This window comes from Sphingobium mellinum (assembly GCF_037860795.1).
Taxonomy (GTDB): Bacteria; Pseudomonadota; Alphaproteobacteria; order Sphingomonadales; family Sphingomonadaceae; genus Sphingobium; species Sphingobium mellinum.
This window is the reverse complement of the sequence record NZ_JBANRK010000004.1, coordinates 44,642-67,398: the sequence shown is the minus strand read 5'-3', so window position 1 is coordinate 67,398 and position 22,757 is coordinate 44,642. Positions and strand designations below refer to the sequence as shown.

Sequence of the window (22,757 nt, the reverse complement as noted above, 5' to 3'; positions counted from 1 at the left end):
GCGAAATGAACATCCTTCTGTTGGGCAGCGGCGGCCGCGAACATGCTCTGGCCTGGAAGCTGGCGCAATCGCCCAGCCTGAACAGCCTTTATGCCGCGCCGGGCAATCCGGGCATAGCCCAGCATGCGACATTGGTCGACCTTGACGCCACCGATCATCGCGCGGTGGTCGATTTCTGCCTGCGGCATTCGATCGGCCTGGTCGTGATCGGCCCGGAAGCGCCGCTGGTCGACGGCCTGGCCGACAATCTACGGGTCAAGGGCTTTCCGGTGTTCGGTCCCGGCAAGAAGGCGGCGCAGCTGGAAGGGTCCAAGGGCTTTACCAAGGACCTGTGCAAGCGCGCGCACATTCCCACCGCAGCCTATGAACGCGTGCACAGCAAGGATGGCGCGATCGCCGCGCTCAACGATTTCGGGCTGCCGGTGGTGATCAAGGCGGATGGCCTGGCGGCGGGCAAGGGCGTCATCATTGCCGAAACGCGCGAACAGGCGCTCGAGGCGCTGGACGAGATGTTCTCTGGCGCGTTCGGCGCGGCTGGCGCGGAAGTCGTGCTGGAAGAATTCATGCTGGGCGAGGAGGCGAGCTTCTTCGCGCTCACCGACGGCAGCGCCATCCTGCCCTTCGGCTCCGCGCAGGACCATAAGCGCGTGGGCGACGGCGACACGGGTCCCAATACCGGCGGCATGGGCGCTTACAGCCCGGCGCGGGTGCTGACCCCCGAGCTGGAGGCGCAGGTGATCGACAGGATCATCCGCCCGACGGTGGAAACGCTGGCGGCCGAAGGCACGCCCTATTCCGGCGTGCTTTATGCCGGGCTGATGCTGACCGACGAAGGGCCCAAGCTGATCGAATATAATGCCCGTTTCGGCGACCCGGAATGCCAGGTGCTGATGATGCGCTTCGACGGCGACCTGGTTCAGCTGCTGCTCAGCGTAGCGGAAGGACGGCTCGCGCAGCACGGGCCGGTCAGGCTGGCGGATCGCACCGCGCTGACCGTCGTCCTGGCGGCGAAGGGCTATCCCGCCACGCCGGAAAAAGGTGGGGCCATCCACGGCATTGACGCCGCGCAGGCAGGCGGCGCGCGGGTGTTCCACGCCGGCACGGGGGAAAAAGACGGGCAACTGGTCGCCACTGGCGGCCGCGTGCTCAACGTCACGGCGACCGGCGACAGCGTGACACAAGCGCAGGCGACCGCTTATCGCGCCGTCGACGCCATCGATTTCCCGACCGGCTTCTGCCGCCGCGACATCGGCTGGCGGGAAGTGGAACGCGAACGGGGCTGATGCTGATCGTGCGGGTCTTGCAGCGAGAGGCGGCAGGTTCCAAGATAATCAGAGAAAGGGAGGACCGAGCGGATGCAGGAATTCTTGATGGACTATGGCCTGTGGCTCCTTGTCGCATTGCTGATCGTGATCGGGGTCGTCATCCTGCTGAGCGGCCGGAAGAAGGCGGGCGAGAGCGTAGCGGATGAAGGTGCGGCGGCCCCTGAGCGCCAGCAGTTCTCCCCCAGCCCCCCGCCCGTCGCGAAGCCGCCCGTCGCCGCCACCGCCCCCGACGAGCCGGTCGCTGTCCAGCCGGCTGCGCCCGTCGTCACCCCGGCGCCGCAGCCGGCCGAACCAATCCCCGTGTCCCCGGCCGTGACAGCGCCGCCCGAACCGAGCGACGACCTGCTCAAGCTCAAGGGCGTCGGTCCCAAGCTCAGCCAGTTGCTCATCGAATTGGGCGTGACACGCTACGCCCAGATCGCCGAATGGACGGATGCCGACATCGCGGCGATCGACGCCCGGCTCGGTAATTTCAAGGGCCGCCCGGCGCGCGACCAATGGGTGGACCAGGCGCGCTATCTCGCCGCCGGCGACACGGCCGGGTTCGAAGCCCGATACGGCAAGCTCTGACCGCTCAGGTGCTTGCCGGCACCGGCGGCGGAGGGGATATCAGGGCCGATCGGGAAACCTTCACTCCGCCGACGCCCAGCAGCAGTGAAAGCAAGGCGCTGCGCGCCAGCAACGGACGGGCGATGGCGAGCATAAGGATCGATAGGGCGAGCGTTGCGAGAGGCCCGATTCCCGTCATCATCATCGCGCCGATCACCAGCGGGTGCCAGAGATAGAAGAACAGGCTGTCCCGGCCAATCGCGTTGACCGGCGCCATTTCCAGCCTGCGGGCGGAAACTATGGGCAGCAGCGCGATGAGCCCCAGGCACATGAGCAGCCGCGCGGGGACGTAGGCCAAGGCGCTGCCGGTCGCATAGAGTGCCGACCACCAGCACAGGCCGAGCCCCGTGATAAGCCAGGCGAGCCACTGCATGCGCGGCGGCATCGTGCGCTCGGCCAGCAGCATCCCGAAGAAGAAATAGACTGGATAGCGCAGGAAGCGGCTGTCGGGCGCGAACAGTCCGTCTCCCACCGGTCCATGACCCAGGCCAAAGCTGTACATGACCGCAAGGCTGACCGGCGCGCCCAGCATCAGCAGAATCACTGGCGGAAAGGGCAATAGTCGCGTCAGGAGTATAAAAAAGAAGAGTACCGGCACATACCAGAGGTGGAAGGGGGGACGCAGCAACAGATCAACTGGCGCCGCCCAGCTGAGCCGTGCATGGCCGAGGATGGCGTAGATCAGAACGGCGACCACCCAAGGCAGCAGCATGCGTCGGCCATAGCGCCGCAGCAGCACGAGCGGACCAACCTCACGCGTCCGGGTGACATTCAGGAGATAGCCTGAAATACCAATCATCAACGGCATGCGCAGTCCCGACCCAACCCAGAGGGCCAGGCCGCGGGCGTCGCACAGCTCCATCACGTGGCCGCCCATAACGAGCAGTATCAACACGCCCTTCAACAGGTCGATCGAGGGATTCTTCGCCACCACGCCCGCAATTCTATAAAGCCCGGTCGGTACGATACCGTGCCAACCTTGCAGTGCGGTTAAGGCTGCTATCTTATCGTTACGGCAGGGGCCGGTGCCCGAGCGCGCCCGAATGCCCTGACAACGGGGCGACCGCCGAGTGGCCCGCTTGACCGGACGCTTTCGGTCCTGCCCGCCTCTTGCTCTGCGATCGGCCGCCGTTCCCCCCGCGCGAAGCGACGAGCGCGGTCATTCAGAACCTATACTCTGTGCCCATCTGCCCTTTCGTCCCGACAAGGCCCCAAGAAGGCAAAGCTCACCATCGGCCAGGGAATTTTCGAGCATCTCTTGAGCGCTGCATTTTCCGTCCAGCCACTCCCTTGCCGATTGTCTCGCGATTGCGGCGAGGAGCTTGCTCAAGCGCATGTAATTTACCGATTGGGCATTGTACCGAAATAATTCAGCTCTCACAAAAGGGGCTATGGATTTGATAGTCTGAGATTGAATGGCCGTATAAATATTTATATTACTGAATAACGTATCGTGAACGGCTCGAGCATATTCGGGATAGTCCGACACCTCTTTGTGCCTAGCAATTATGCTTTTAACATACGGATTACAGGACCTATCGCCAAATCGATCCAAAAGGACATTATTATAGTTCATAAAAGATTTAATAATAATGTCATCTTTCGTACCGATATTATTATAAATATTCTGGGCAGAGCTTTTAGTCTGGACAGATAATCTGCGGACTGTGAAATGACGATAGCCGTCTTCGACGAGCATCTTGCGAGCGACCGCGAACACCGCATTGCGCCATCTCTTCCGGGCGCCCTCCCCCCGAGGCGAGCACGATAACGTATCGGGTTCGATCAGGAATGGACTGGGCGCCGGTTCGGCATCCTCGTCATGGCCGCCATTGATATCGTCATGGACAAGGGCGTTGAATGTCATCGATCCCCTCCCGCTGTTACGCGACCCGATCGTGCTAGGGCGTCGCACATGCCTTGCATGCTTAGGCGGTGAATGGTGGCAGTGCAAGATTGCGGCGCGATTGCCGCACTGGAGCGCCGTTGTGCGTGCCGCTGCCGCCAGGATTGATACTTTGGCCAATCTATCAAAAACAAAGCAGGCCGCTGCCTCGACAAGCGCCCCTTGCCGCTAGCAGGCTGGCGAGCGACGTTGGGGGTAAAGAATCCGGGCGGGCCCCGATCGATGAGCTGAGGCGCTTTGAGCCGATAGTCATGAAATAACAGACCAAGTTTCTTGAGGGGAGAATATCATGAGGAGGGCGATGAACCGCCGGCGGGCGATATTGCTAGGCAGTGTCACCATGACATTGGGCATTCTGCAGACGACTTCGGCACTCGCCCAAGCAGCACCCCCGGCGGCAGACGGCGCGTCGCCGGACGACCGACGGGGATTCGCAGACATCATTGTCACCGCGAACAAGCGCGCGCAGGTGCTCACGGACGTAGGCTTGTCCGTCGCTCTAGTCGGAGCGCAGGCGCTGGAAACGCGGCAGATCTCCACGGCGGAAGATCTCGCGAACGTCGTTCCTGGCCTGTCTGTCGGTAATTCGGGATTCAATACGCCAATCTACAGCTTACGTGGCGTCGGCGTGAATGAACTGTCGATCGGCTCCAGTTCGAGTGTCGCCATTTATGTGGACGAGGTCCCGCTGACGCTTCCGGTGATGACGCGTGGCGCGGCTCTCGATCTGGAGCGGGTGGAAGTTCTCAAAGGGCCCCAGGGCACGCTTTATGGTCAGAATGCGACCGGCGGCGCCATTAATTATATTGCAGCAAAGCCGACCGACAGTTTCGAGGCGGGCATCCATGGGAGCTATGGCCGCTTTAACGACATGTCTGTCGAAGGCTATCTGAGCGGTCCGTTGAGCCCGACGCTGAAGGGACGGGTCGCGGCTCGGGTGGAACGGCAGCTCGACGGGTGGCAAAAGAGCGTATCGCGTCCCGGTGATACCATTGGCGAGGTCAAGAAGTTCAATGGACGCGCCATCCTGCAGTGGGACCCTGTGGATACGCTGAAGCTTACGTTCAATGGCAATGGCTGGATCGACAAGTCCGACAATCAAATACCTCAGCTGGTCCAGTGGGTGGGCGGCAATGGCAATGGCACCCCGGTAAGTTTGCAACAGGTGGTGGGTGCGCCCGCCATTCTGCCGCCCTTGAACGTGCCCGATTCACGCCCGAGGGTAATCCCGAACAGCCCCCGGTGGGCCGATTGGGACCAGTTCCGCAATTTCAGGAGCGATGATTTTTTCTGGCAGGGCTCCTTGCGCGCGGACCTGGATCTGAGCGACCGCGTCACGGTCACTTCGATCAGCGCATTCATGAAGAGCAAGGTCGACAGCCTGCGTGAACAGGACGGCATGGGCACGAGCCTGTTTCCGGCAACTCTTGGACAGGACGTTAACAATAGCGCGTACCGGGTCGATTCCCATACGACGAGCTTTACCCAGGAACTTCGCGCCAATGCCCGGTTGGGCGCACTCAACTGGATCGCCGGCTTGAACTACCAAAATGAGAAGATTACCGACAGGCAAACCCTGTTTGCGGCAGAATTCCGGGCGCTCACGGCGCTTCCGGGTGGCGGCTTCACCCAAGCGACAGCAGATATGGCCCAAAAGGTTCGCAGTTGGGCCGTTTTCACTAACGTCGAGTATGAAATCAACAAGCGGTTTTCGATCTCAGGCGGCATTCGCTACAGCGAGGAAGTCCGCAAATTCCATGGTTGCCTGCGGGACACCGGGGACGGTCGAGCCGCGGCCACGTTCAATACGCTGTATCGCATAGCCGGGACGCCATTCGAAATTCAACCGGGTGGTTGCTATTCCACTCCCGTTCCGCTGCAACCGGGGCTCTCCCGCCTTGAATTGAGGGAGAACAATATCCCCTGGAACGTGAATCTGAACTATCACCCGACGGACCGCTCCCTGATATACGGTCGTGTGAGCAAGGGGTTCAAGGCGGGCAACTTCCCGACCATCTTCTCCCAGAACGGCGGCTCATTCCTGCCGGTCAAGCAGGAATCGGTACTGGCCTATGAGTTGGGGTTCAAGACGAACGACTCTCGCTGGATCACCGCCGAAGGCGCGATATTCTATTATGATTATAAGAACAAACAGCAGCGTGGGCGGGAGAATACCGGGAATATTTTCGGCCTTGTCGCCAAGCAGGTCAATGTTCCCAAATCCACTCTCAAGGGTGCAGAGCTTGCCGTGACCCTTCGTCCGGTCGAAGGTCTGACGGTCAGTGCCTCCGAAGTATTCGTAAAGAGCAAGATCAAGGAATATTCCGGCTTCAGCATCGATGGCAATCCTCCTCCATTCCAGAATGTTCCGGTCGATCTGTCCGGCGGAAGTCTGCCGTTCGTGCCGAAACACAGCGTCAATATAGACGTTGGCTACGAGGCGCCGATCACCGAGGCCCTGAACATCTTTGTCGGCGGGAATATGGCCTATCGCAGCAGAACCTCTGCGCAAATTGCGGCGAATGCCCGGTGGGATATCGCGCCCTACACATTATTCGACGCCCAGATCGGCCTCGCGGGCCGCGCCAACAGATGGCGGGTCTGGCTATGGGGCAAAAACCTGAGCGACAAGTTGTATTGGAACAATGTCATCAAGTCGGCTGAAACGACGGTCCGTTACGTGGGCATGCCGCGCACGTTCGGCATAAGCGCATCGTTCAAGTTTCAATGATCTTGTCCCTCCTCGTGGACATGGCGATTACCAAATCACCATGTCCACGAACGGACAACGACCTGACAAGCCATGCCTGGGTGGAAAGGTACGACTAAATGAAGATAGCAATCGGCTGCACCAGGATGCTGGGAGAAGATCCGACCGGCGCCGATGTCATCACGCTGGCGCAGCGGGCGGAAGAACTGGGGTTCAGCTCGTTCTCATTGGGCGACCATATTGTGATGCCGACGACATTCGACGCATCAGTCTATCCGGCCGGGTCCGGTGACTATCTGGCCAATTCCCCATGGTATGACTCCTTCGTTCTGCTTGCAGCGGTAGCGGGGGCGACCAGGACGATACGGCTTGGAACCAGCGTTGCAGTCGTACCCTATCGTCCCCCGGTTCCCCAGGCCCAGGCCATTGCGACCCTCGACTTCATGAGCGGGGGCCGCTTCTGGTACGGGATCGGCCTCGGTTGGATGGGGGAGGAATTCGAAGCGCTTGAGGTTCCTATGAGCGAGCGGGCAGGCCGTACCCGCGAGACGATCGAGATCATGAAGCAGCTCTGGTCGGGGGACCCGTCTCCCTACCAAGGCAGGTATTTCAAATTTCCCGGGGGTCGAATCCATCCCAAACCCGTCCAAAAGCCCTATCCACCAATCATCGTCGGTGGCGACGGGATGCCGGCCTACAAGCGGATCGTGGAATTGGGCGACGGATTTCAATTCAACTTCAAGACACTTCCCGAATTCAAGGAGATGCTTGACCAACTCGGCCCGATGATGAAGGCTGCGGGGCGCGATCTCTCGACCTTGACCATGCAGCTCGCGAGCACCGAAGTCGATCTCGTGCGCGAGCACCGGTCTGAGTTTTCAGAATATGAGGCCCTGGGCCTGCAGGAAATCGTCCTCAGCCCGAAATGCGCTTCGCCAAGCGAAGGACTGGAGCAGCTAGAGCGGCTTGCGCGCGATTTTCTCGACTAGGCAGGGAGCGCGTACGTTCGTCTTGCGGAGACGACACGCGCGCCCCCACGGTGCAAGGATTTAATACGCGGATTTCGAAGAGTTTTAAGCTGTCCCGCACGGAGAAAAGTCATGATTGGTGAGAGATCCGCTGTCCAAGCGGGATCGCAATCCTACGAAAGCCTGGTTTACAGCCCGGACATTCAATCAGTCGTACCGATACCGCCTTCAGAACAGGGCCTGCAAACCATTGTGGCAGAGCCATGGCTGCAAATATCAAGACGGACACCTGGCCTTTCACAGCTGGACAACAACATAATATTGGAGGGTCCCTCGTTCGACCGTGATGGAAATCTTCTGTTTGTCGAGGTGTATGGAGGGCGCGTGATGCGCGTTTCCCCCGATCGCGATGCGAGCGTCGTCGTACCGAAGAACCTCCATGGTTCCGCCGGCATCGGAATCCACAAAGATGGCCGGATATTTGTAGCGGGCGTTGGCGATATCCAGAGCGGCGGCTGCGTCTATGCCGTGCAGCCGGATGGATCGGGCGAAGAATTCATCGTCGCGCCGGACAAAGGGTATGTCCCCGACGACCTGGTATTCGACGGCGAGGGCGGATTCTATTTTACCGATTACAGGGGCAACAGCGCCGATCCAGTGGGCGGTGTGTTGTATGTGTCACCAGATATGAAGACAATCACGCCCATTATTTCGAACATGTCGATGCCCAATGGGATAGCACTCAGCCCCGACGGCAAGACACTGTGGATCAGCGAGACCGGCCGAAATCTTTTACACAGATTTGTGTTGGCGTCACCCACCGCGATAGCCGTGCATGGCACCAGAATCCCCTATCACTTTGTCGGCGCTAACGTTGATTCCATGCGCGTCGATGTCGACGGCAATGTTTATGCCGCTTTGTTCGGAGGCGGCCGCGTTCTTGTATTCAATTCCGATGGCGTTCCCATTGGCCAGGTTCTGGTGCCGGGCCGAGACCAGGGACGCCATCTTTATACCACCAGCATCGCCATCAGGCCGGGGACCAGCGAACTCTATATTGTGGCGAGCGATGTCGACGGAAGTAACGGCATGATTTTCCGTTGTGGCGCCTTTGCGAACGCGCTGCCTCTATATTCTCATCGCTAGGGGCTTGCAGGCGACCATGTGAAAGCCTTGGGCGACGAAGAGCGCCCGCAATAGCGATCGAAAAGTGGGATGAATGATGACCCAGACACTATCTCAGCGCCCCTTGCAGGAATTGCCGGCGGACACGACCCTGGCCGAGCATTATGTCGCGGCGCGGCGCCGAGATTGGGTTGCGCAAAGTTCGCGCGGGCTGGAAGTGCTGCGCTACAGGCAAGGGTTGGAGCTGCTCGATCATCGCGCTTTGCAGAAGGGTCCTGCCTGGCTTCAAAGGCTGGACCAGATCGGCCTTACTTCAGGACCCGCGCGGGATTATTGGGAACGCCAATTGCTCACTAGCGAGGGCGCCAACCGCGAGCGCCTGCGCGCGCCGATGGCCAAATTGTTTCGCCCGGCGCAAATGGCCAAACTGCAAAAGGCCGTGCGCGACATTATCGATGATGCGCTCGATCGTATCGAGGATCCGACCGATGTCGATTTCATGCGGCAATTTGCCTGGCAGATACCACCACGGGTCTTTTGTCATCTAATTTCCGCGCCAATGGAGTCGGCGGCAGAGATCGCTCATCTTTCCGATACGATCGTCCAGCCGATTCTGACGTGCGACAAAAGCCGCATTCAGGACTCGATCGATGCGCTGTGGAAGGCTTACGATTTCAACGAGAAGCATATCGAGGCGCGGCGAGCCAATCTGGGCGACGACTTCACTTCCGCGCTGATCCGGTTGGAAATGGAAGGCCTGGTTCCAACAGAGGAACTCGTGCTGCACGGCATGACCATCTTGCAGGCGAGCATCGACAACACCGTCCACCAAATTGGTCTTACCTTTCAAACCTTGCTGGAAGATCGCAGCCGCTGGGAACAACTGGTCGCCCAGCCTTCGCTCGCCGGTCCTGCTGCCGAGGAAACCTATCGTTTGCGGCCCCGCTTTGGCACGATCATACGCTATGCGCCCGAAGCGGTGCCGTATGAAGATGTCGTTATCCCCGCCGATTCCTGGATTTATGTCTCCGTCCGGTCAGCCGGACGAGACGAGGACAAATTTGATGATCCCAACTCCTATCGTCTCGGACGCCCCCCTGTCCGCGCTTTGATGTTCGGCAACGGTCCCTATGATTGCCTTGGCATGACGCTGGTTCGGCTCGAAATGATCGAGGCGCTCAAGGCGGTAATCAACCGCTTCCCCAACATCCGGATGCTGGACGAGCCCCGCACCTTTGACGCCAACGCGGTCACCGAAGTCACGCATCTTCGGGTCGCGCTCGTCTGAATGGCATCATGGCACGACTCTGGAGGACCCTGACGTGTTCGCTCCACCAGTGCACCGGAGCCGCGCGAGACGGATATGCGCGACAGGCGGCCATAAAGGGCAGCGAGGGGCGAATGCCGCCGATAACGCCCTCGAACATGACAAGCTGGCTGCGAATCTCGGTTTGCAGCCATATGTCTTTATAGAACGAATTTACCTGACCGATCCCAAGCCTGATAGGCGGCGCGATCTGTGCATTGTTCTCAAAAATTTTGGGCAAACTCCCGTATTGGACCGGCTTTTGCCTCTCGGAAGGAGGGGACTTCCAAGAGGGGAATTTCCGGCAACTGACCGGAAAAGAGCGCGAAGGCGGCCAGCCAAACTAGCACCGCTCACCGCCCGCCGGGGAGCGGCCCCGGCTTTGGGTTGGTGCGTTTGATACATAATGCGGCGAAAAAGCTCTAGTGGCCGCCCACGCCACTGACTCCACCGCTAGCCCTGGGTTTGGGCGACAGCCAGATGATGACGAACACGATCGCCAGAACGACCGCGCAAAGCTGGAACGTATGGTCGAGCGCTACGCTCATGGCTTGCTGATCGACGAGGTTCCCGATCATCTGGCGACTTTGCTCCGCCGACATTCCCAGCGCATCCAGCTGCGCTTGGACATCGCCGGGCTGTAACGCACCCGCCAGTTCATTGTGCGATATGCGCTGGGAATCTCCCCACGAGGTCAGCACCAGCGACGTGGAGACGGCGACCGCGAACGTTCGCAGGAAATTTTGAAGCCCCGCCGCAGAAGCCACTTCGTGCGGTTCTACCGCGCTCAGGGTCAGGCCGGTCAGCGGAATCATGATGAAGGACATGCCGAAGCCCTGGATGAATTGCGGCATAGCCAGCGTCACGAAGTCGGACGAAGTGGACCATTGCGACCGCAGGACCGCCATCGCGCACAAGAGCGCGACGCCGCCGGAAACCAGGATCCGCACGTCGACCTTGCCCATGATCCGCGCGGCCAACGGCGCCATGAGAATGGATGTCATCGCCGTGAAAGCCGTTACGACACCCGCCTTTGTGGCCGGATAACCCATAGAAAGTTGCAGCCACTGCGGAATCGCTACGATGGTCGCGAAATAGGCACCGAAGGTGAGTGCAAAGGCAAAAACGCCGAAGGTGAAGCCGGGATGACGGAACACCCGCAAATCGACGATCGGGTGTTTGTGCGTAAGCTCCCAGATCAAGAAGATACAAAAACCGATCGCCGCCAGGATCGCCAGAACGACGATCAACGGGTCGCCGAACCAGTCGCGGTCGCGACCGATGTCGAGCATTACCTGAAGGCAGCCGATCCAGAATATCAGCAGTCCCAGCCCCGCCAGGTCGATGGGATTCTTCTGCGTCGGCGTATCGACGGGTCGGAGCATCGCATATCCGCTGATGACACATCCCACAGCGATCGGAATGTTGATAAAGAAGATCCAGTGCCAGCTCCAATTATCGCTGATAAAGCCCCCCATGATGGGGCCCATCGCGGGCGCCAGCATCGTCGTCATCGCCCACAGACCCATTGCGCGCCCCCGCTGTTCAGGCGGAAAGACGCGCATCAGCAACGTCTGGGTCACCGGCATCAAAGGCCCACCGCACAGCCCCTGTCCGACCCGGCAGATCACGATCATGCCCAAGGTCATCGACAAACCGCACAGCAGGGAAAACAGGCCAAAGCCGATCATGCCGAACAGATAGACTTTCAGCACGCCGAACCGCTGAGACAGCCATCCGGTCAGCGGCACCGAAATCGCCTCTGCCACCGCATAGGATGTAATGATCCATGTGCCCTGATCCGGCGAAATGCCCATATTGCCAGCGATATGGGGCACCGACACGTTTGCGATCGTCAAGTCCAGGACGACCATGAAATTGGTCAGCGCCAGACCGAGGCCGGCCATCATCCGCTGGCGCGGGGACAGCTGGTCCCAGGGCGTGAGCGAAGCCGTCACATCAACTGCCCGAAAGGTCGATCTCGACAGTCGTCGAAAGACCGACGCGCAGCGGGTGAGCGGCCAGTTCCTTGGGATCGAGCGCGATGCGCACCGGCAGGCGCTGAACCACCTTGATCCAGTTGCCCGTCGCATTCTGCGCCGGGATGAGCGACATCGACGATCCCGTTCCGCCGGAAAAGCCGACCACCCGGCCATGATAGACCACATCCCCGCCATAGATGTCGGCGGTCACCCGGGCCGGCATGCCGACCTTTACATTGCGCAGCTGCCGCTCCTTGAAATTGGCGTCGACATAGACGTGCCCGACCGGAACGATGGTCATGATCGGCGTACCCTGCGCAACCCGCTGGCCTACCTGCACCTGACGTTTCGTGACCACGCCGTCGATCGGTGCACGGATGACGGCGCGATCGAGATCCAGCTTGGCGCTGTCGAGCCGCGCCTGGGCCGCCTGTACCGCTGGGTCGGTGTCGATGGTCGATCCGCGCACCAGCGCTTCGTTGGCGGCCAGCTCGCCCTCTGCCGCGCCCCGCGTCGCCTGCGCCTGGGCCACGCCGGCCCGGGCGACCGCGAGCGCCGCGCGTGCCGCAATAAGGGATTTGCGTGCGCTCGTGAGTTCATCACCCGAAACCGCACCCGCGGGCGCCAGCGCGTCGCGCCGTCGAAAGTCGACTTGCGCCTTGTCGAAATCGGCCTGCGCCGATGCGACCTGCGATTGCGCCCGAGCTATGTCAGCGTCGCGCGCCGTAACCTGCGCCGACAAGGCCGTGCTGGTGGCTGACGCCTGGCGGAACCGGCGGCGCGCCTCGGCAAGGTCGGCCTGCGCCTGCGCGATGGCAATACGCGCATTGGTGGGATCGAGCCGCACCAGCACGTCGCCCCGCTTTACGGTCTGGGTATCGCTCACCGCGACCTCGATCGCCTGCGCGGAGATCAGGGGCGTCACCTGCGCCATTTCAGCGCTGACATAGGCGTTGTCGGTTTCGACATGATGGCGGCCGATCAAAAGATACCAAAGCCCGTAGACCAGCGCTACGACCGCCACCGCGATCGCCAGCCGGATCAGCCAGATCTTGCGCGTCTGCGCCCGGTCGCTCGCGGCCGCGCGCTCTTGTGCGTCCTTGTCCGCAGCGGCAAATTCAGGCGCGGCATCAGCCATTGGGTCGGTCCTTGGTCAGTGCGTCGCTGGCGGCAAAACCGCCGCCAAGCGCGCGAATGAGAGCGATGTCGAGCGTGAAGGCACGCGTATCGAGCTGGGCCACGGCCTGACGCGCCTGGAGCAGACGTTCCTCAATCAGCAAAACGTCCAGATAGTTGGAAAGGCCGCCCTTGTAGCGCAGTTGCGCGACCCCGTAGGAATCCTGCGAAGCCTTCAGCGCGGCGCGGGCATCTTCGAGACGATGATCCAGCGCCTTCTGGCTCGTGACGGCGTCGGCCACCTCGCGATACGCATCCAATACCGTACGATCGTAGGTTGCGACCGCTTCATCATAGGTCCCGCGCGCGCCCCTATACTGGCCAGACAGCGCGCCGCCATGGAAGATCGGCAGGCTGATCGCCGGACCTACGCTGCCATAGACAGAGTCATTCTTGGTAATGAGGTCCAGTCCCAGCGACTGTACGCCAATCAGTGCAGACAGATTGATCGCCGGGAAGAAGGCGGCGCGCGCCTGCCGGATGCGGCTGGCGGCGGCTTCAGCCCGCGCACGGGCCACCGCCACGTCGGGACGTCGGCCCACCAGATCGGTCGTGACGTCGGCAGGCAACCCGCGCGGGACCAGGCGGGGCAGCGCCGGACGGGCGATATCCAGCCCGCGATCCGGCCCCGCACCAACCAGCGCCGCGATCTGATTGCGGCGCAATGCTATGGCTTCGTCGGCCGCCGCGAGATCGGCCCTTGCCGACAGCACGCCAGCCTCGGCCTGTCGCTGGTCGCCGCGGGTATCGAGCCCGCTTTTCACCCTATTGACGACCAGTTCGCGCGTCGCGGTGCGAATGTCGAGCGCACCTTGAGCGATATCGCGTTCCGCATAGAGCCTCGCCAGATCGGCATAGGCTTCGGCGATGCCGGTCGCGAGCATCAGTCGCGCCTGCGCCACGTCGATTTCCGCCGCCCGCCTTTCCGAAGTCGCCGCAGCCAGCGCGGCCCGGTTCCTGCCCCAAAGATCGAGGTCGAAGTCGAGCGAAAGGGCGGCCTGCCCATGATCGTTCCAGCCGTGCGGCAGGAAGCCCTTGAAATTATCAGGAAAGCCGTTGTTCAGGCTTTGCCGTTCCTCCGTCGCGCTGCCGCGTGCGTCGATGCTGGGCAGCAGTGCGGCGCCGGCCTGCTGAGCCAACCCCTGTGCCCGGCGCAGGCGTCCTGCCGCCGCCGCGACGTCGGGCGATCCACTCAGCCCTTCGGTGATAAGCTGGTCCAGCTGCGGGTCACCGTAGGCAGTCCACCAACCATCCCCGGGCCAGTCAGTGGCGCTCGTCGGCAGGCTTCGCGCGGCGGCGATGCTGTTGGCGGGGCGCAAGGCAGCCTGGGGACCGAGATCGGGAACGGAAGCGCAGCCCGCCAAGAGGGCGATCGACGCGGTGATCACGCTGGCACGGACCGCACTGGGGAAGCGAATCACCGACATATCAAATCGTACCACTTAGTATGAAATCGGGCTTTGCCGCGCACCCCGTCTCTTGTCAACCACTTTGGCGTACTATAGGGTACGATTTTATGACACGCGCCGATCTTCCTTCTATCAGCCGCAGAGAGGCGCGCCGACGCGACCGGCGCGATGCGATACTGGCCGTCGCAGCGCGCTCCTTCCTGGAAAATGGCTATGCGGGGACCACCATGTCGGGCATTGCCGCCGAGCTGGGAGGATCCAAAGGCACATTGTGGAGCTATTTCCCCTGCAAGGAAGCCCTGTTCGCCGCCGTGCTCGATCGGATGACCACCGATTATCGCCAGCGCTTGCAGGAGATACTCGACCCGGGAGAGGAGGTGGCCGATACGCTGCTGCATTTTTGCATTAGCCTGCTGGAAAAGGTGACATCACCCGATGCGATCGCTTTGCACCGCCTTATCGCGTCGGAAGCGGGAAGATTTCCGGAGATGGGCCATATCTTTTATCAGCATGCCCCGCTTCAAACCCGCACCCAGCTCGCCGCCTATATCGCCGGCGCGATCGAACGCGGCCAATTAAGGACGCCTGATCCGGCGTTGGCGGCTCGGGCGCTTATGACCCTTGCCACGTCGGGCTGTCACCAGCAGCTGGTCTGGGGCCTGATCGATAGCGCCCCCGCCGATCTGATCCGCGCGGATGCGGTCTTTGCAACCGACATGTTCATGCGGGCTCATGCCCCCTGATCATCCGGACAATCTTTGGCTGAGTTAAGCTAATCCCGTTTGTCGCTCATGCCGCAGCATGTACATGGAGCAAGCTAATATATGATGCGTGACGCAGAGGAATTCGATCGGATCATAGCCCTGGATGGAGGACATAATTTCCGGGACATCGGAGGTTATCTGACGAAGAATGGTCGCCACGTCGCAAAAGGTCTGATTTTTCGTTCCGGGACCATGTGCGAACTTACCGAGCGCGACCATTCCAGCCTGGAAGCGCTCGGCCTGAAGCTGATCTGTGATCTGCGATCCAATGAGGAGAGAAGCAAAAGGCCGTCCCGGCTTCCGCCCGCCCCGCCTTATGAAATCTGGTCACGCGACCATGCGTTGAGCGTAGGGGATTTGACTGCGGCGATCCGCGCGCCGGGCGCGACGGCCGCTTCGGTTCGAGCCATGGCGGTCGAAGCCTATCGCACTTTGGCTTATGAGCAGGCTCCTTCCTACCGGGAGCTTTTTCTGCACGTTGCCCACGGGCGGCTGCCGTTGGTATTTCATTGTGCGGCAGGAAAGGACCGAACGGGGATCGCGGCCGCATTATTGCTCGAACTGCTGGGGGTTGAGCGTGCGCAGGTGATCGCCGAGTATGCGCTTACAGATCGATTTTTCGCACGAGGATGGGAGCTGATAGCGAAGGATCCCTTCGGCCACGCCTTGGCAGATACTGATCTGGCCATCTGGGAACCAATGATCCGGGCGGATCCCGCATATCTCGAAACGATGTTCGAAGTGCTTGAGGAGCGCCACGGCTCCACCCTCGGATTTGTGCGTGAGGAACTCGGCCTTGGCGACGCCGAAATAATGGCGATACGCGATCGACTGCTGGTGTGATCGACAGGCCCCATTCCCGACCGCTGACTTGCGGCGCGCTACTTGATCATTCCGGCCCAGCTCAAACGACCGGCCGCCTACTGAGCCATAGAGGTTCGTCGGACCATTGTCCGTTGATATGTGACCAATATAATCGCTCAAATTTGACAATCTGGGAATTTGTCAATCGGAGGAATAGACTGAATGGGTTGCTGCACCTGTTCTGTTGTGTGCCTACACCCAGAATGCTATCCAAGGTCGAGAGAGGATGAACTTATGCGCGCCATTCGATGGTTGGTGATGCCCGAACGCATTTGCCGGGCCTTATGACACCCTCGGAATCAAGTCCTGCACCGTCGCCATTCGAACTCGATGCCAGCCTTATGGCTCATCGACACAACTTTACCCAGCATCAGCGGCGTCGGCTGATTTTAGCCACAGCACGGCGGTTAATCGCCGAGAGCGGCGGCGCCACGCTGCCCCTTCAACGCCTTGCACAGGAATGTGACACGTCTCGCCAAAACATCCATAACATGATTGGCGGGAAGAGGGACATCATCTGGGCATCCCTGATCGAATTTAACGAACAGGTCCTATCGTGCATTCCCAAGACCAATGACATCGGCAACCTGTACCCGTCTTTCCTGCGGACTTATAAAATGGTGGCAGAAATATATCCTGAATATATTTCCGCAGCAGAGCGTATCATGTTTTCTGACCATGAATTGTATCGTAAACTTATCAAGAAGAGTGCGCAGCACTTCTTGCCCGTAGTAAAGTCCCTGCTCGGTGCATCTGATTTTAGAAAAGAGCATTGGCAGGTCAGTTATCAACTTTTGTCCGTCCCTCACAATGCCGTCAGGGATTGGATCGAGGGTGCATGCACAATCGACGAGATGTTCGATGACTGGATTTTTGGTACAGACGTCGTCATCTCCGGCGCCTTGTCCAAATTTGGCGGCGTATCCAACTGATCGTTGGCCGAACCGTTTGCTCGATCTTATCAACAATCAGTCAGCCGCTAATGATCGCCGCCGGCAATGGTGGGATCGACATGCACCTTATTTCCGTTGGTCTTGCCTTGCCGCATATTCTCCAGATGATCCGGCACCTCGTCCAGCCCAATGATGCGGTCGACCAGCTTGCGCGGTTCCACCGCGCCGCGATCGAAGGCATCGACCGTGGCCTGGAAATCGGCGACAGAATAGGCGGCGGTAAAGCGGAGTGATACTTCCTTGTAGGAGGCCTGAGGTAACAGGAGCGTTTCCGGTGAGGTGCATATGCCGATGCAGACCACCGTGCCGCCCACCGCGACCGCGTCTATCGCGGCGGCCAGCATTCCCGGCGCGCCACTGCATTCGAACACGACGTCGGGCGCGCTGCCCAAGGCTCCGCTGAGCTTTTCTCCAAGCTCATGGGCGAGGAGATACTCGCTCGCCCCCATTTCCTTCATCAGATCCGCCCGCCAGGCGGAGCGGGCGCTGGTCACGATCTTGCGCCCGCCGCGCAGCCGGCTCCAATAGGCAGCGCCACCGCCCATCGCACCGGCCCCGAGGATCAGGATGCGGCTGTCCTTGTCGATCGGCGCCATCTGCGCGCCCCGCCGCGCCGATGCGATCGGTTCCACCAGCGCCCCGTCGGTCAACGACAATCCGGCGGGCAGGCGCACCGCGAACCGTTCATCGACCAGCGTATATTCGCCAAAACCGCCGAGCATCATGGTGAAGCCGTCGAAGCAATCGAACGGCCGGCCGGCGAGGCAGGCCGGACATGTCCCGCAGCCGCCCTCGGGCATTCCAGCGACGATATCGCCGACCTTCAGCCGGGTGACGTCCGGGCCGAGTTCCACCACCTCACCGCAATATTCGTGGCCGATGGCAGCGCCCAGGGGAAAGTTCATCCCCACACCGGAGGTCATCGCCACGTCGGTCGCGCAAAAACCGCAACGGCCGACCTTGATCAGCGCCTGATGCGCCCCCGGCCTGGGAACCGGAATGTCCTCCAGCGACAAGGGCTGGCCGACCTCGCGAAAGACGGCGGCCCTCATACGCCCAACAACCCGAATACGTCATGATCCGACATCGCGTTGGCCGCACGGACGGTGTTCATGGTGTTGATGGTTTCAGGCTGCCACTGCGCGTTGTTCAGCCAGGTGAGGAAGGGGAACATGGTGGAGCAGCGGTATAAGAACCACGCTTCTTCGAAGCTCGGGGCTTCCGCGCGGCGGGCAAGGGTGGTCAGGTAGCGCGCCAGGAGCGGGCGCTCCCATTCCCGACGATTGAGGCTGTCGAGGTTGGAGCATATGAAATAGGTGAAGTCGTTCACCCATGGCTCGATCCGTGAGCACCAGTCGTGAAAGCCAGGCTGGCCCCGCGCGGTCAGATGAATGTTGCCGAGATGGGAATCGCCGTGGATGATCGTGCGCGCGGCACTTGAATGGACGGATTTGAGGGATTCATAGGCTGCGGCCATTCGCTCCATGTTCCGGAATCGTTGCGGCAGCGCCATCCCGCGCGGAAGGGCAATGGATTCCTCCCAGAAAAGCGGCCTTACCATTTCCACCAAATATTCGACGTTGAGGAAACGGGATCGCTGGGCAATCGGCGAATCCGGCCCGAAGCGGCCGCCTTCGGCAAATTCCGGGCTGTTCAGCCATTGCCCATGGAAGGTCCCCATGGCTTCGATGAAGGCTGCCGCCTGTCCGTAAGTCAGACAATGAGCGTCGCCGAGGAACTGCGCGCCTTTGGCCTCAAGATCCTCAAGAATGAGTATGCCTTCGAAATTCTTCGCATCGAACCGCACATAGAGGCAATCTGGGCGATTGACGTTCAGGTCGGGCAGGACTTCCTCATACATAGGCACTTCCAGGGCATTGCCGACGTCGATGCCCGACGGCTTTTCGCTATGGTTGGTTCGGAAGCTGCCCTTGATGTAAACCGTTTCGGGATATTCACGCCGGCGTTCGCCCTCATACTCCAGGAAAACGCGTGCCTTGTTCGGCTTGTAGCCGAGAAACCCGTCCACTCTGGCGGACTGGATCCGGATACCGGGGAAACGATCGGCCATGGCCTCATTCAGCCAGTCTTTCGTGATGTCTTCCAGCGTGCGGGGGATGGTGAGGGCCATTAAGGACAGTCCTTTCGTGGTCGGGTTTCAAAATTTGCGGCGCGTTACGAGGCGGCCCCGGCGCCGATCAGCCGGATCGCCTCGTCGAGAAATCTGGGGACATAGAAGAAGCCCATCGGCGCGATGTTGAAGTCCGTTAACGCGCCGCTGCTGTAGCGATCCGAACCGATCGCCGCCCCCGTCGCATTGCGAACATGGCCCCAGACCCGGTAGAAGTGGAGATGCGCGGGCGCGATTGTCCGGCCAGTCCGCTCCTCGTAGACACCCAGGAAATAGTCCCAGTCGATATTATTGCCGGCCGCGTTGCGGATATAGGCCAGGTCCTCCATCGGATCACCGACATGCGCCATTTCCCAGTCCAATATGATGCTGAGCCGGTCGCCGTCGAGAAGCAGGTTCTGCAACCCCAAATCGCCATGGACGAGCGCCGGCGCGCCGATCTCGCCATCGGGCACATTCGCCAGCAGCCAGGCGTAAAGCGCCGCCAGCGAAGGCAGCGGCGCGGGACTATTGGCGAGATAATGGTCGTAATAGTCGCGAATATAGCGGGCCGATACATGCTGCAGCGGCAGATTCCACAATTCGGTGCGAATGGAATTGGTGAGGTCGCCCAATTCCGTGAGTTGGGGCAGCCTATGAAGGTCCGCCACGGCCTCCGCCCAGTTCTGTTGGATCGCGGCTGACAGCGCATTGGCGCCGCCAAAGATATCGCCACAGGCTGCACCTGGCGAACGTCGCATCACCAGAAAGTCTCCACCGGGAAGCAGGTGATGCTCAACATCCAACCACAGCACTTCGGGCGCGGGGAATCCGTGCGAGGCGACGGCGCGAATGACCGGATATTCCTGGCTGACCCGGTGGCAATCATTGTCGAGGATCGGGCTGGACCGATCGCGCCGCAGCACGAACTCACCGGTCAACGCACGCGCCGAGGCGGCAAAGATGATCGTCTCCTTGCCGAACCCGCCCGAAACGGCGGCGAAGGCGGTCAGCGTCAGGTCCGGATCGGCGAAGCGATCGCGCAGATAGGCTTCCAGCTTGGGCGCGGTGATCGACACATCCTGATCCGGGCCAGCCTGGCTGTCGCGCCCGGCCCGGCCCGCAATCCTGCGGCAATCCCACGCGGCGATGGCGAGCGCTGAACTCTGGCGCTTGACAGGATCAAGATCGGCCTGCGCCGACAACGCGCCGGAAAACTCCGACAGCCGCGCAAGAATCGCGCGTTCCCCTTGCTCCACAAGATCCAGCCGTCGCTCGAAATCGAGCGCGCTGATCGCCCCGACGATATCGTCCCCCATCTTCGCCAGTTCGGGCACGACGCGCTCAAGTTCGAGGCTTTGGACAACGGATGCGATCAGCGTCTCCAACTCGCCATAGCAGACGCGATCACGCTCGCCCTTCTGTTCGCTCCAATCCTCCAGCAGGCGCACCGCAGCCAGCGCCGCTTCTTCATTGGAACCATAGCCGACATCGCTCCCAAGCTGCCGGACGAGATACTGACGAAGCGATTTCGTCAATCGTTGGGCCGGAACCTGCATCAGCGTGAACGCCCCGGCCCGCTGCGGGTCGACCCGACACTGAAGCCGGGCCGGCTACGGCGATATCTTGAAAATCCTCTCACCGAATCCTCCCATATTTTTATGTTGTGATGAACCGACACTTTGGCATCTGCGGCTCATATATCCGGCCGGCATGTCATCCCGCCGTATATCCTCCATCGACTGAAATTGCTGCGCCGTTGACGAAGGATGACTCATCTGAAAGCAGCCATTTGACGGCATATCCTACATCTTCGGGCCTGCCGAGACGACCAATGGAGTGCCGCGCCAGCGCGGCATCGTAGAGAGGCTTGAGTTCAGGGCTGGTCGTCAACTCGCCCACCATGGGCGTCACAATCACGCCGGGCAGAACAGCGTTCACGCGAACATGCGTGATATTCGTTTCGCAAGCAGCGCCGCGGGTGAGGCCCAGCACGCCATGTTTTGAAGCGACATATTCCGAGCAATAGGCACTTCCGAGCAAGCCATTTGCCGATGATGTGTTCACGATCGCGCCGCCGCCACACTGACGCATCGCCTCGATCTCATATTTCATGCACATGAAAACGCCCTTCATATTGACGTCGGCAACCCTGTCCCAGTCGCTGACGGTCAAGTCCGGAAGGAGTTCGTATCTCATACGAACCCCGGCATTGTTGAAGGCCCCATCGATTTTTCCGAACAAGTCGACGGCCGCCGCCACCATCGCTTTCACATCATTTTCGCTCGTGACATCGACCCGCATTGCCTTGGCGGAGCCTCCCGCCTGCTGGATCAGGGTTGCGGTTTCTTGGGCACTGGCTTCATCATAATCGGTAACCAGAACGCTGGCCCCCGCCTCGGCAAGAATGATCGCGGTGGCCCGGCCAATGCCTGAGCCTGCCCCGGTGAGCAAGACGACCTTACCATCCAACATAATCTTCTTCTTCCAAGTACGGATCGTCACTCGGGTGACGACGCTCCAACACCCCTGACCCGCGTGGGCAGGGCCGGCGGCAACATCATTTATAGTTCATCGACAAGGCGCATCGTGTCATGGTCGATAAAGGCATTGATGACACGCAGGTGGCAGACAACGCTGTGCTCCCACCCGTAATTCTGCTCGGGGACCGTCAGCCAGCCGATATAGACGCCCCAGATCAGCGTCCGGCGATATTCGAGCCAGAGCGTCTCGCGATCGGGTGGATTGACCGCGCCGAATTGCTTCAGCTTCTCCAGATAGAAATCGAGCAATGCGCGTTCCTCGCGGCGCCGAACATCCACCGGGAGCGAAACCGTGATGAAATAGCCAACATCATGGGCAATGTAACCTTTGGCCACCAGTTGCCAGTCCAGCAGGCCGCCCGTCATGTCCGGCAGAAAATACATGTTGCCAAGATGAGAGTCGCCGTGAAGGATAGTGGGCGTCAGCGTGGCCTGGTGCTCCTTCATCTTGATGGAGCCTTGACGAAGCCGTTCTTCATCGACCCCCATTATGCCGAGGAATTCGCGCTTGAACTTGCGCAGGCGGATTTCGCTGCTGATGCCGTCGCCGATCAACTGGCGCATAAGCGATTCAAGGTCGCCGCTCACCATCGTCTGAACCCAGGCGAGGTCGGTCTTGAAACGAGGACTATCCCAATAGCGGGCATGGAGACGAGCCAGCGTGGTGAGGATCGCGCGAACATGATCCAGGGTAACGTCCTCGGTAAGGACCGTATGGAATGTCGCGCCGCGCTTGCTGACGTCTTCCATCAAGAGGATGTATCGCCCGCTGTCATCCATCGCGCCGCCCATGCCAATCGGCGCCTCCAGATCGACTTCGGACCTCAGCCTGGCGTAGAAATCCAGTTCGTTGGCATACATGGCGTTGAGATTGCTATACCAGAGCGAAGGATCGCTCTGCGTCAATTTTCCCACCAGATGCTCCGGAAGTCCCTGTGGATTACCGTCTGTATAGGCCACCGCAAGTCTGATCAGGGCGGAACTGGACGTTTCGGTCGAGTCGCTGT

The 22,757-nt window shown here is 60.5% G+C and carries 19 protein-coding genes; 9 read left to right on the top strand and 10 right to left on the bottom strand.

Going from position 1 to position 22,757, the window contains the following annotated elements; genetic code table 11:
• Positions 1–5: 5 nt before the first annotated feature.
• Together purD and AAC640_RS08195 are read left to right on the top strand one after the other, a co-directional pair.
• Positions 6–1,283 (top strand): phosphoribosylamine--glycine ligase, encoded by a 1,278-nt coding sequence (gene purD, locus AAC640_RS08200; RefSeq protein ID WP_340265630.1) that lies wholly within the window; start codon positions 6–8, stop codon positions 1,281–1,283.
• Positions 1,284–1,355: 72 nt separating this feature from the next.
• Entirely contained in the window at positions 1,356–1,895 is a 540-nt protein-coding gene (locus tag AAC640_RS08195) for a hypothetical protein (protein WP_340265629.1), read from the top strand.
• 4 nt (positions 1,896–1,899) lie between these two features.
• Here the strand turns inward: AAC640_RS08195 and AAC640_RS08190 are convergent, their stop codons facing one another.
• Together AAC640_RS08190 and AAC640_RS08185 are read right to left on the bottom strand one after the other, a co-directional pair.
• Complete coding sequence (locus AAC640_RS08190; protein WP_340265628.1) at positions 1,900–2,865, bottom strand: acyltransferase family protein; 966 nt, start codon at positions 2,863–2,865, stop codon at positions 1,900–1,902.
• Positions 2,866–3,093: 228 nt separating this feature from the next.
• Positions 3,094–3,801 carry a hypothetical protein gene (locus AAC640_RS08185; RefSeq protein WP_340265627.1) on the bottom strand — a complete coding sequence of 236 codons (708 nt, stop codon included), beginning with the start codon at positions 3,799–3,801 and terminating at the stop codon, positions 3,094–3,096.
• A 379-nt stretch (positions 3,802–4,180) separates the two neighbouring features.
• Here AAC640_RS08185 and AAC640_RS08180 point away from each other — a divergent pair, with 379 nt between their 5' ends.
• From AAC640_RS08180 to AAC640_RS08165, 4 genes are all read left to right on the top strand, one after another.
• Positions 4,181–6,571 (top strand): TonB-dependent receptor, encoded by a 2,391-nt coding sequence (locus AAC640_RS08180; protein WP_340265626.1) that lies wholly within the window; start codon positions 4,181–4,183, stop codon positions 6,569–6,571.
• Between the two features lie 98 nt (positions 6,572–6,669).
• Positions 6,670–7,539 (top strand): LLM class F420-dependent oxidoreductase, encoded by an 870-nt coding sequence (locus AAC640_RS08175; RefSeq protein WP_340265625.1) that lies wholly within the window; start codon positions 6,670–6,672, stop codon positions 7,537–7,539.
• A 111-nt stretch (positions 7,540–7,650) separates the two neighbouring features.
• Positions 7,651–8,664, top strand: a complete 1,014-nt coding sequence (locus tag AAC640_RS08170) for an SMP-30/gluconolactonase/LRE family protein (protein ID WP_340265624.1) — start codon at positions 7,651–7,653, stop codon at positions 8,662–8,664.
• A 76-nt stretch (positions 8,665–8,740) separates the two neighbouring features.
• Entirely contained in the window at positions 8,741–9,931 is a 1,191-nt protein-coding gene (locus tag AAC640_RS08165) for a cytochrome P450 (protein WP_340265623.1), read from the top strand.
• 440 nt (positions 9,932–10,371) lie between these two features.
• Here the strand turns inward: AAC640_RS08165 and AAC640_RS08160 are convergent, their stop codons facing one another.
• From AAC640_RS08160 to AAC640_RS08150, 3 genes are read right to left on the bottom strand one after another with little or no spacing between them, the layout of a single operon-like run.
• Entirely contained in the window at positions 10,372–11,859 is a 1,488-nt protein-coding gene (locus tag AAC640_RS08160) for a DHA2 family efflux MFS transporter permease subunit (protein WP_340265726.1), read from the bottom strand.
• Between the two features lie 49 nt (positions 11,860–11,908).
• Positions 11,909–13,069, bottom strand: coding sequence for an EmrA/EmrK family multidrug efflux transporter periplasmic adaptor subunit (locus tag AAC640_RS08155; protein WP_340265622.1), 1,161 nt, complete (start codon positions 13,067–13,069; stop codon positions 11,909–11,911).
• On the bottom strand, positions 13,062–14,534 hold the full coding sequence (locus AAC640_RS08150; protein ID WP_340265621.1) for an efflux transporter outer membrane subunit: 1,473 nt from the start codon (positions 14,532–14,534) through the stop codon (positions 13,062–13,064). The genes AAC640_RS08155 and AAC640_RS08150 overlap by 8 nt, the downstream gene beginning before the upstream one ends.
• A gap of 89 nt (positions 14,535–14,623) precedes the next feature.
• Here AAC640_RS08150 and AAC640_RS08145 point away from each other — a divergent pair, with 89 nt between their 5' ends.
• The 3 genes from AAC640_RS08145 to AAC640_RS08135 all read left to right on the top strand — a co-directional run bounded on the left by AAC640_RS08145 (position 14,624) and on the right by AAC640_RS08135 (position 17,076).
• Positions 14,624–15,259 (top strand): TetR/AcrR family transcriptional regulator, encoded by a 636-nt coding sequence (locus AAC640_RS08145; RefSeq protein ID WP_340265620.1) that lies wholly within the window; start codon positions 14,624–14,626, stop codon positions 15,257–15,259.
• A gap of 81 nt (positions 15,260–15,340) precedes the next feature.
• Positions 15,341–16,123, top strand: coding sequence for a tyrosine-protein phosphatase (locus tag AAC640_RS08140; protein WP_340265619.1), 783 nt, complete (start codon positions 15,341–15,343; stop codon positions 16,121–16,123).
• 269 nt (positions 16,124–16,392) lie between these two features.
• Entirely contained in the window at positions 16,393–17,076 is a 684-nt protein-coding gene (locus AAC640_RS08135; protein WP_340265618.1) for a TetR/AcrR family transcriptional regulator, read from the top strand.
• Between the two features lie 47 nt (positions 17,077–17,123).
• Here the strand turns inward: AAC640_RS08135 and AAC640_RS08130 are convergent, their stop codons facing one another.
• The 5 genes from AAC640_RS08130 to AAC640_RS08110 all read right to left on the bottom strand — a co-directional run bounded on the left by AAC640_RS08130 (position 17,124) and on the right by AAC640_RS08110 (position 22,665).
• Entirely contained in the window at positions 17,124–18,149 is a 1,026-nt protein-coding gene (locus AAC640_RS08130) for a zinc-dependent alcohol dehydrogenase (protein ID WP_340265617.1), read from the bottom strand.
• Positions 18,146–19,228, bottom strand: coding sequence for a protein kinase family protein (locus AAC640_RS08125; protein ID WP_340265616.1), 1,083 nt, complete (start codon positions 19,226–19,228; stop codon positions 18,146–18,148). The genes AAC640_RS08130 and AAC640_RS08125 overlap by 4 nt, the downstream gene beginning before the upstream one ends.
• Before the next feature lie 44 nt (positions 19,229–19,272).
• Positions 19,273–20,745, bottom strand: coding sequence for a phosphotransferase family protein (locus tag AAC640_RS08120; RefSeq protein WP_340265615.1), 1,473 nt, complete (start codon positions 20,743–20,745; stop codon positions 19,273–19,275).
• A 178-nt stretch (positions 20,746–20,923) separates the two neighbouring features.
• Positions 20,924–21,712 (bottom strand): SDR family NAD(P)-dependent oxidoreductase, encoded by a 789-nt coding sequence (locus AAC640_RS08115; protein ID WP_340265614.1) that lies wholly within the window; start codon positions 21,710–21,712, stop codon positions 20,924–20,926.
• Positions 21,713–21,771: 59 nt separating this feature from the next.
• Positions 21,772–22,665: a phosphotransferase gene (locus AAC640_RS08110; protein ID WP_340265613.1), complete on the bottom strand. Its 894-nt coding sequence runs from the start codon at positions 22,663–22,665 to the stop codon at positions 21,772–21,774.
• Positions 22,666–22,757 lie beyond the last annotated feature (92 nt).

Coding starts and splice junctions, on each gene's coding strand:
- AAC640_RS08135 (WP_340265618.1), top strand. CDS start 16,393: ATGGTTGGTGATGCCCGAACGCATTTGCCGGGCCTTATGACACCCTCG.
- AAC640_RS08130 (WP_340265617.1), bottom strand. CDS start 18,149: ATGAGGGCCGCCGTCTTTCGCGAGGTCGGCCAGCCCTTGTCGCTGGAG.
- AAC640_RS08150 (WP_340265621.1), bottom strand. CDS start 14,534: ATGTCGGTGATTCGCTTCCCCAGTGCGGTCCGTGCCAGCGTGATCACC.
- AAC640_RS08185 (WP_340265627.1), bottom strand. CDS start 3,801: ATGACATTCAACGCCCTTGTCCATGACGATATCAATGGCGGCCATGAC.
- AAC640_RS08170 (WP_340265624.1), top strand. CDS start 7,651: ATGATTGGTGAGAGATCCGCTGTCCAAGCGGGATCGCAATCCTACGAA.
- AAC640_RS08125 (WP_340265616.1), bottom strand. CDS start 19,228: ATGGCCCTCACCATCCCCCGCACGCTGGAAGACATCACGAAAGACTGG.
- AAC640_RS08175 (WP_340265625.1), top strand. CDS start 6,670: ATGAAGATAGCAATCGGCTGCACCAGGATGCTGGGAGAAGATCCGACC.
- AAC640_RS08140 (WP_340265619.1), top strand. CDS start 15,341: ATGATGCGTGACGCAGAGGAATTCGATCGGATCATAGCCCTGGATGGA.
- AAC640_RS08165 (WP_340265623.1), top strand. CDS start 8,741: ATGACCCAGACACTATCTCAGCGCCCCTTGCAGGAATTGCCGGCGGAC.
- AAC640_RS08195 (WP_340265629.1), top strand. CDS start 1,356: ATGCAGGAATTCTTGATGGACTATGGCCTGTGGCTCCTTGTCGCATTG.
- AAC640_RS08155 (WP_340265622.1), bottom strand. CDS start 13,069: ATGGCTGATGCCGCGCCTGAATTTGCCGCTGCGGACAAGGACGCACAA.
- purD (WP_340265630.1), top strand. CDS start 6: ATGAACATCCTTCTGTTGGGCAGCGGCGGCCGCGAACATGCTCTGGCC.
- AAC640_RS08145 (WP_340265620.1), top strand. CDS start 14,624: ATGACACGCGCCGATCTTCCTTCTATCAGCCGCAGAGAGGCGCGCCGA.
- AAC640_RS08160 (WP_340265726.1), bottom strand. CDS start 11,859: ATGATGGCCGGCCTCGGTCTGGCGCTGACCAATTTCATGGTCGTCCTG.
- AAC640_RS08180 (WP_340265626.1), top strand. CDS start 4,181: ATGACATTGGGCATTCTGCAGACGACTTCGGCACTCGCCCAAGCAGCA.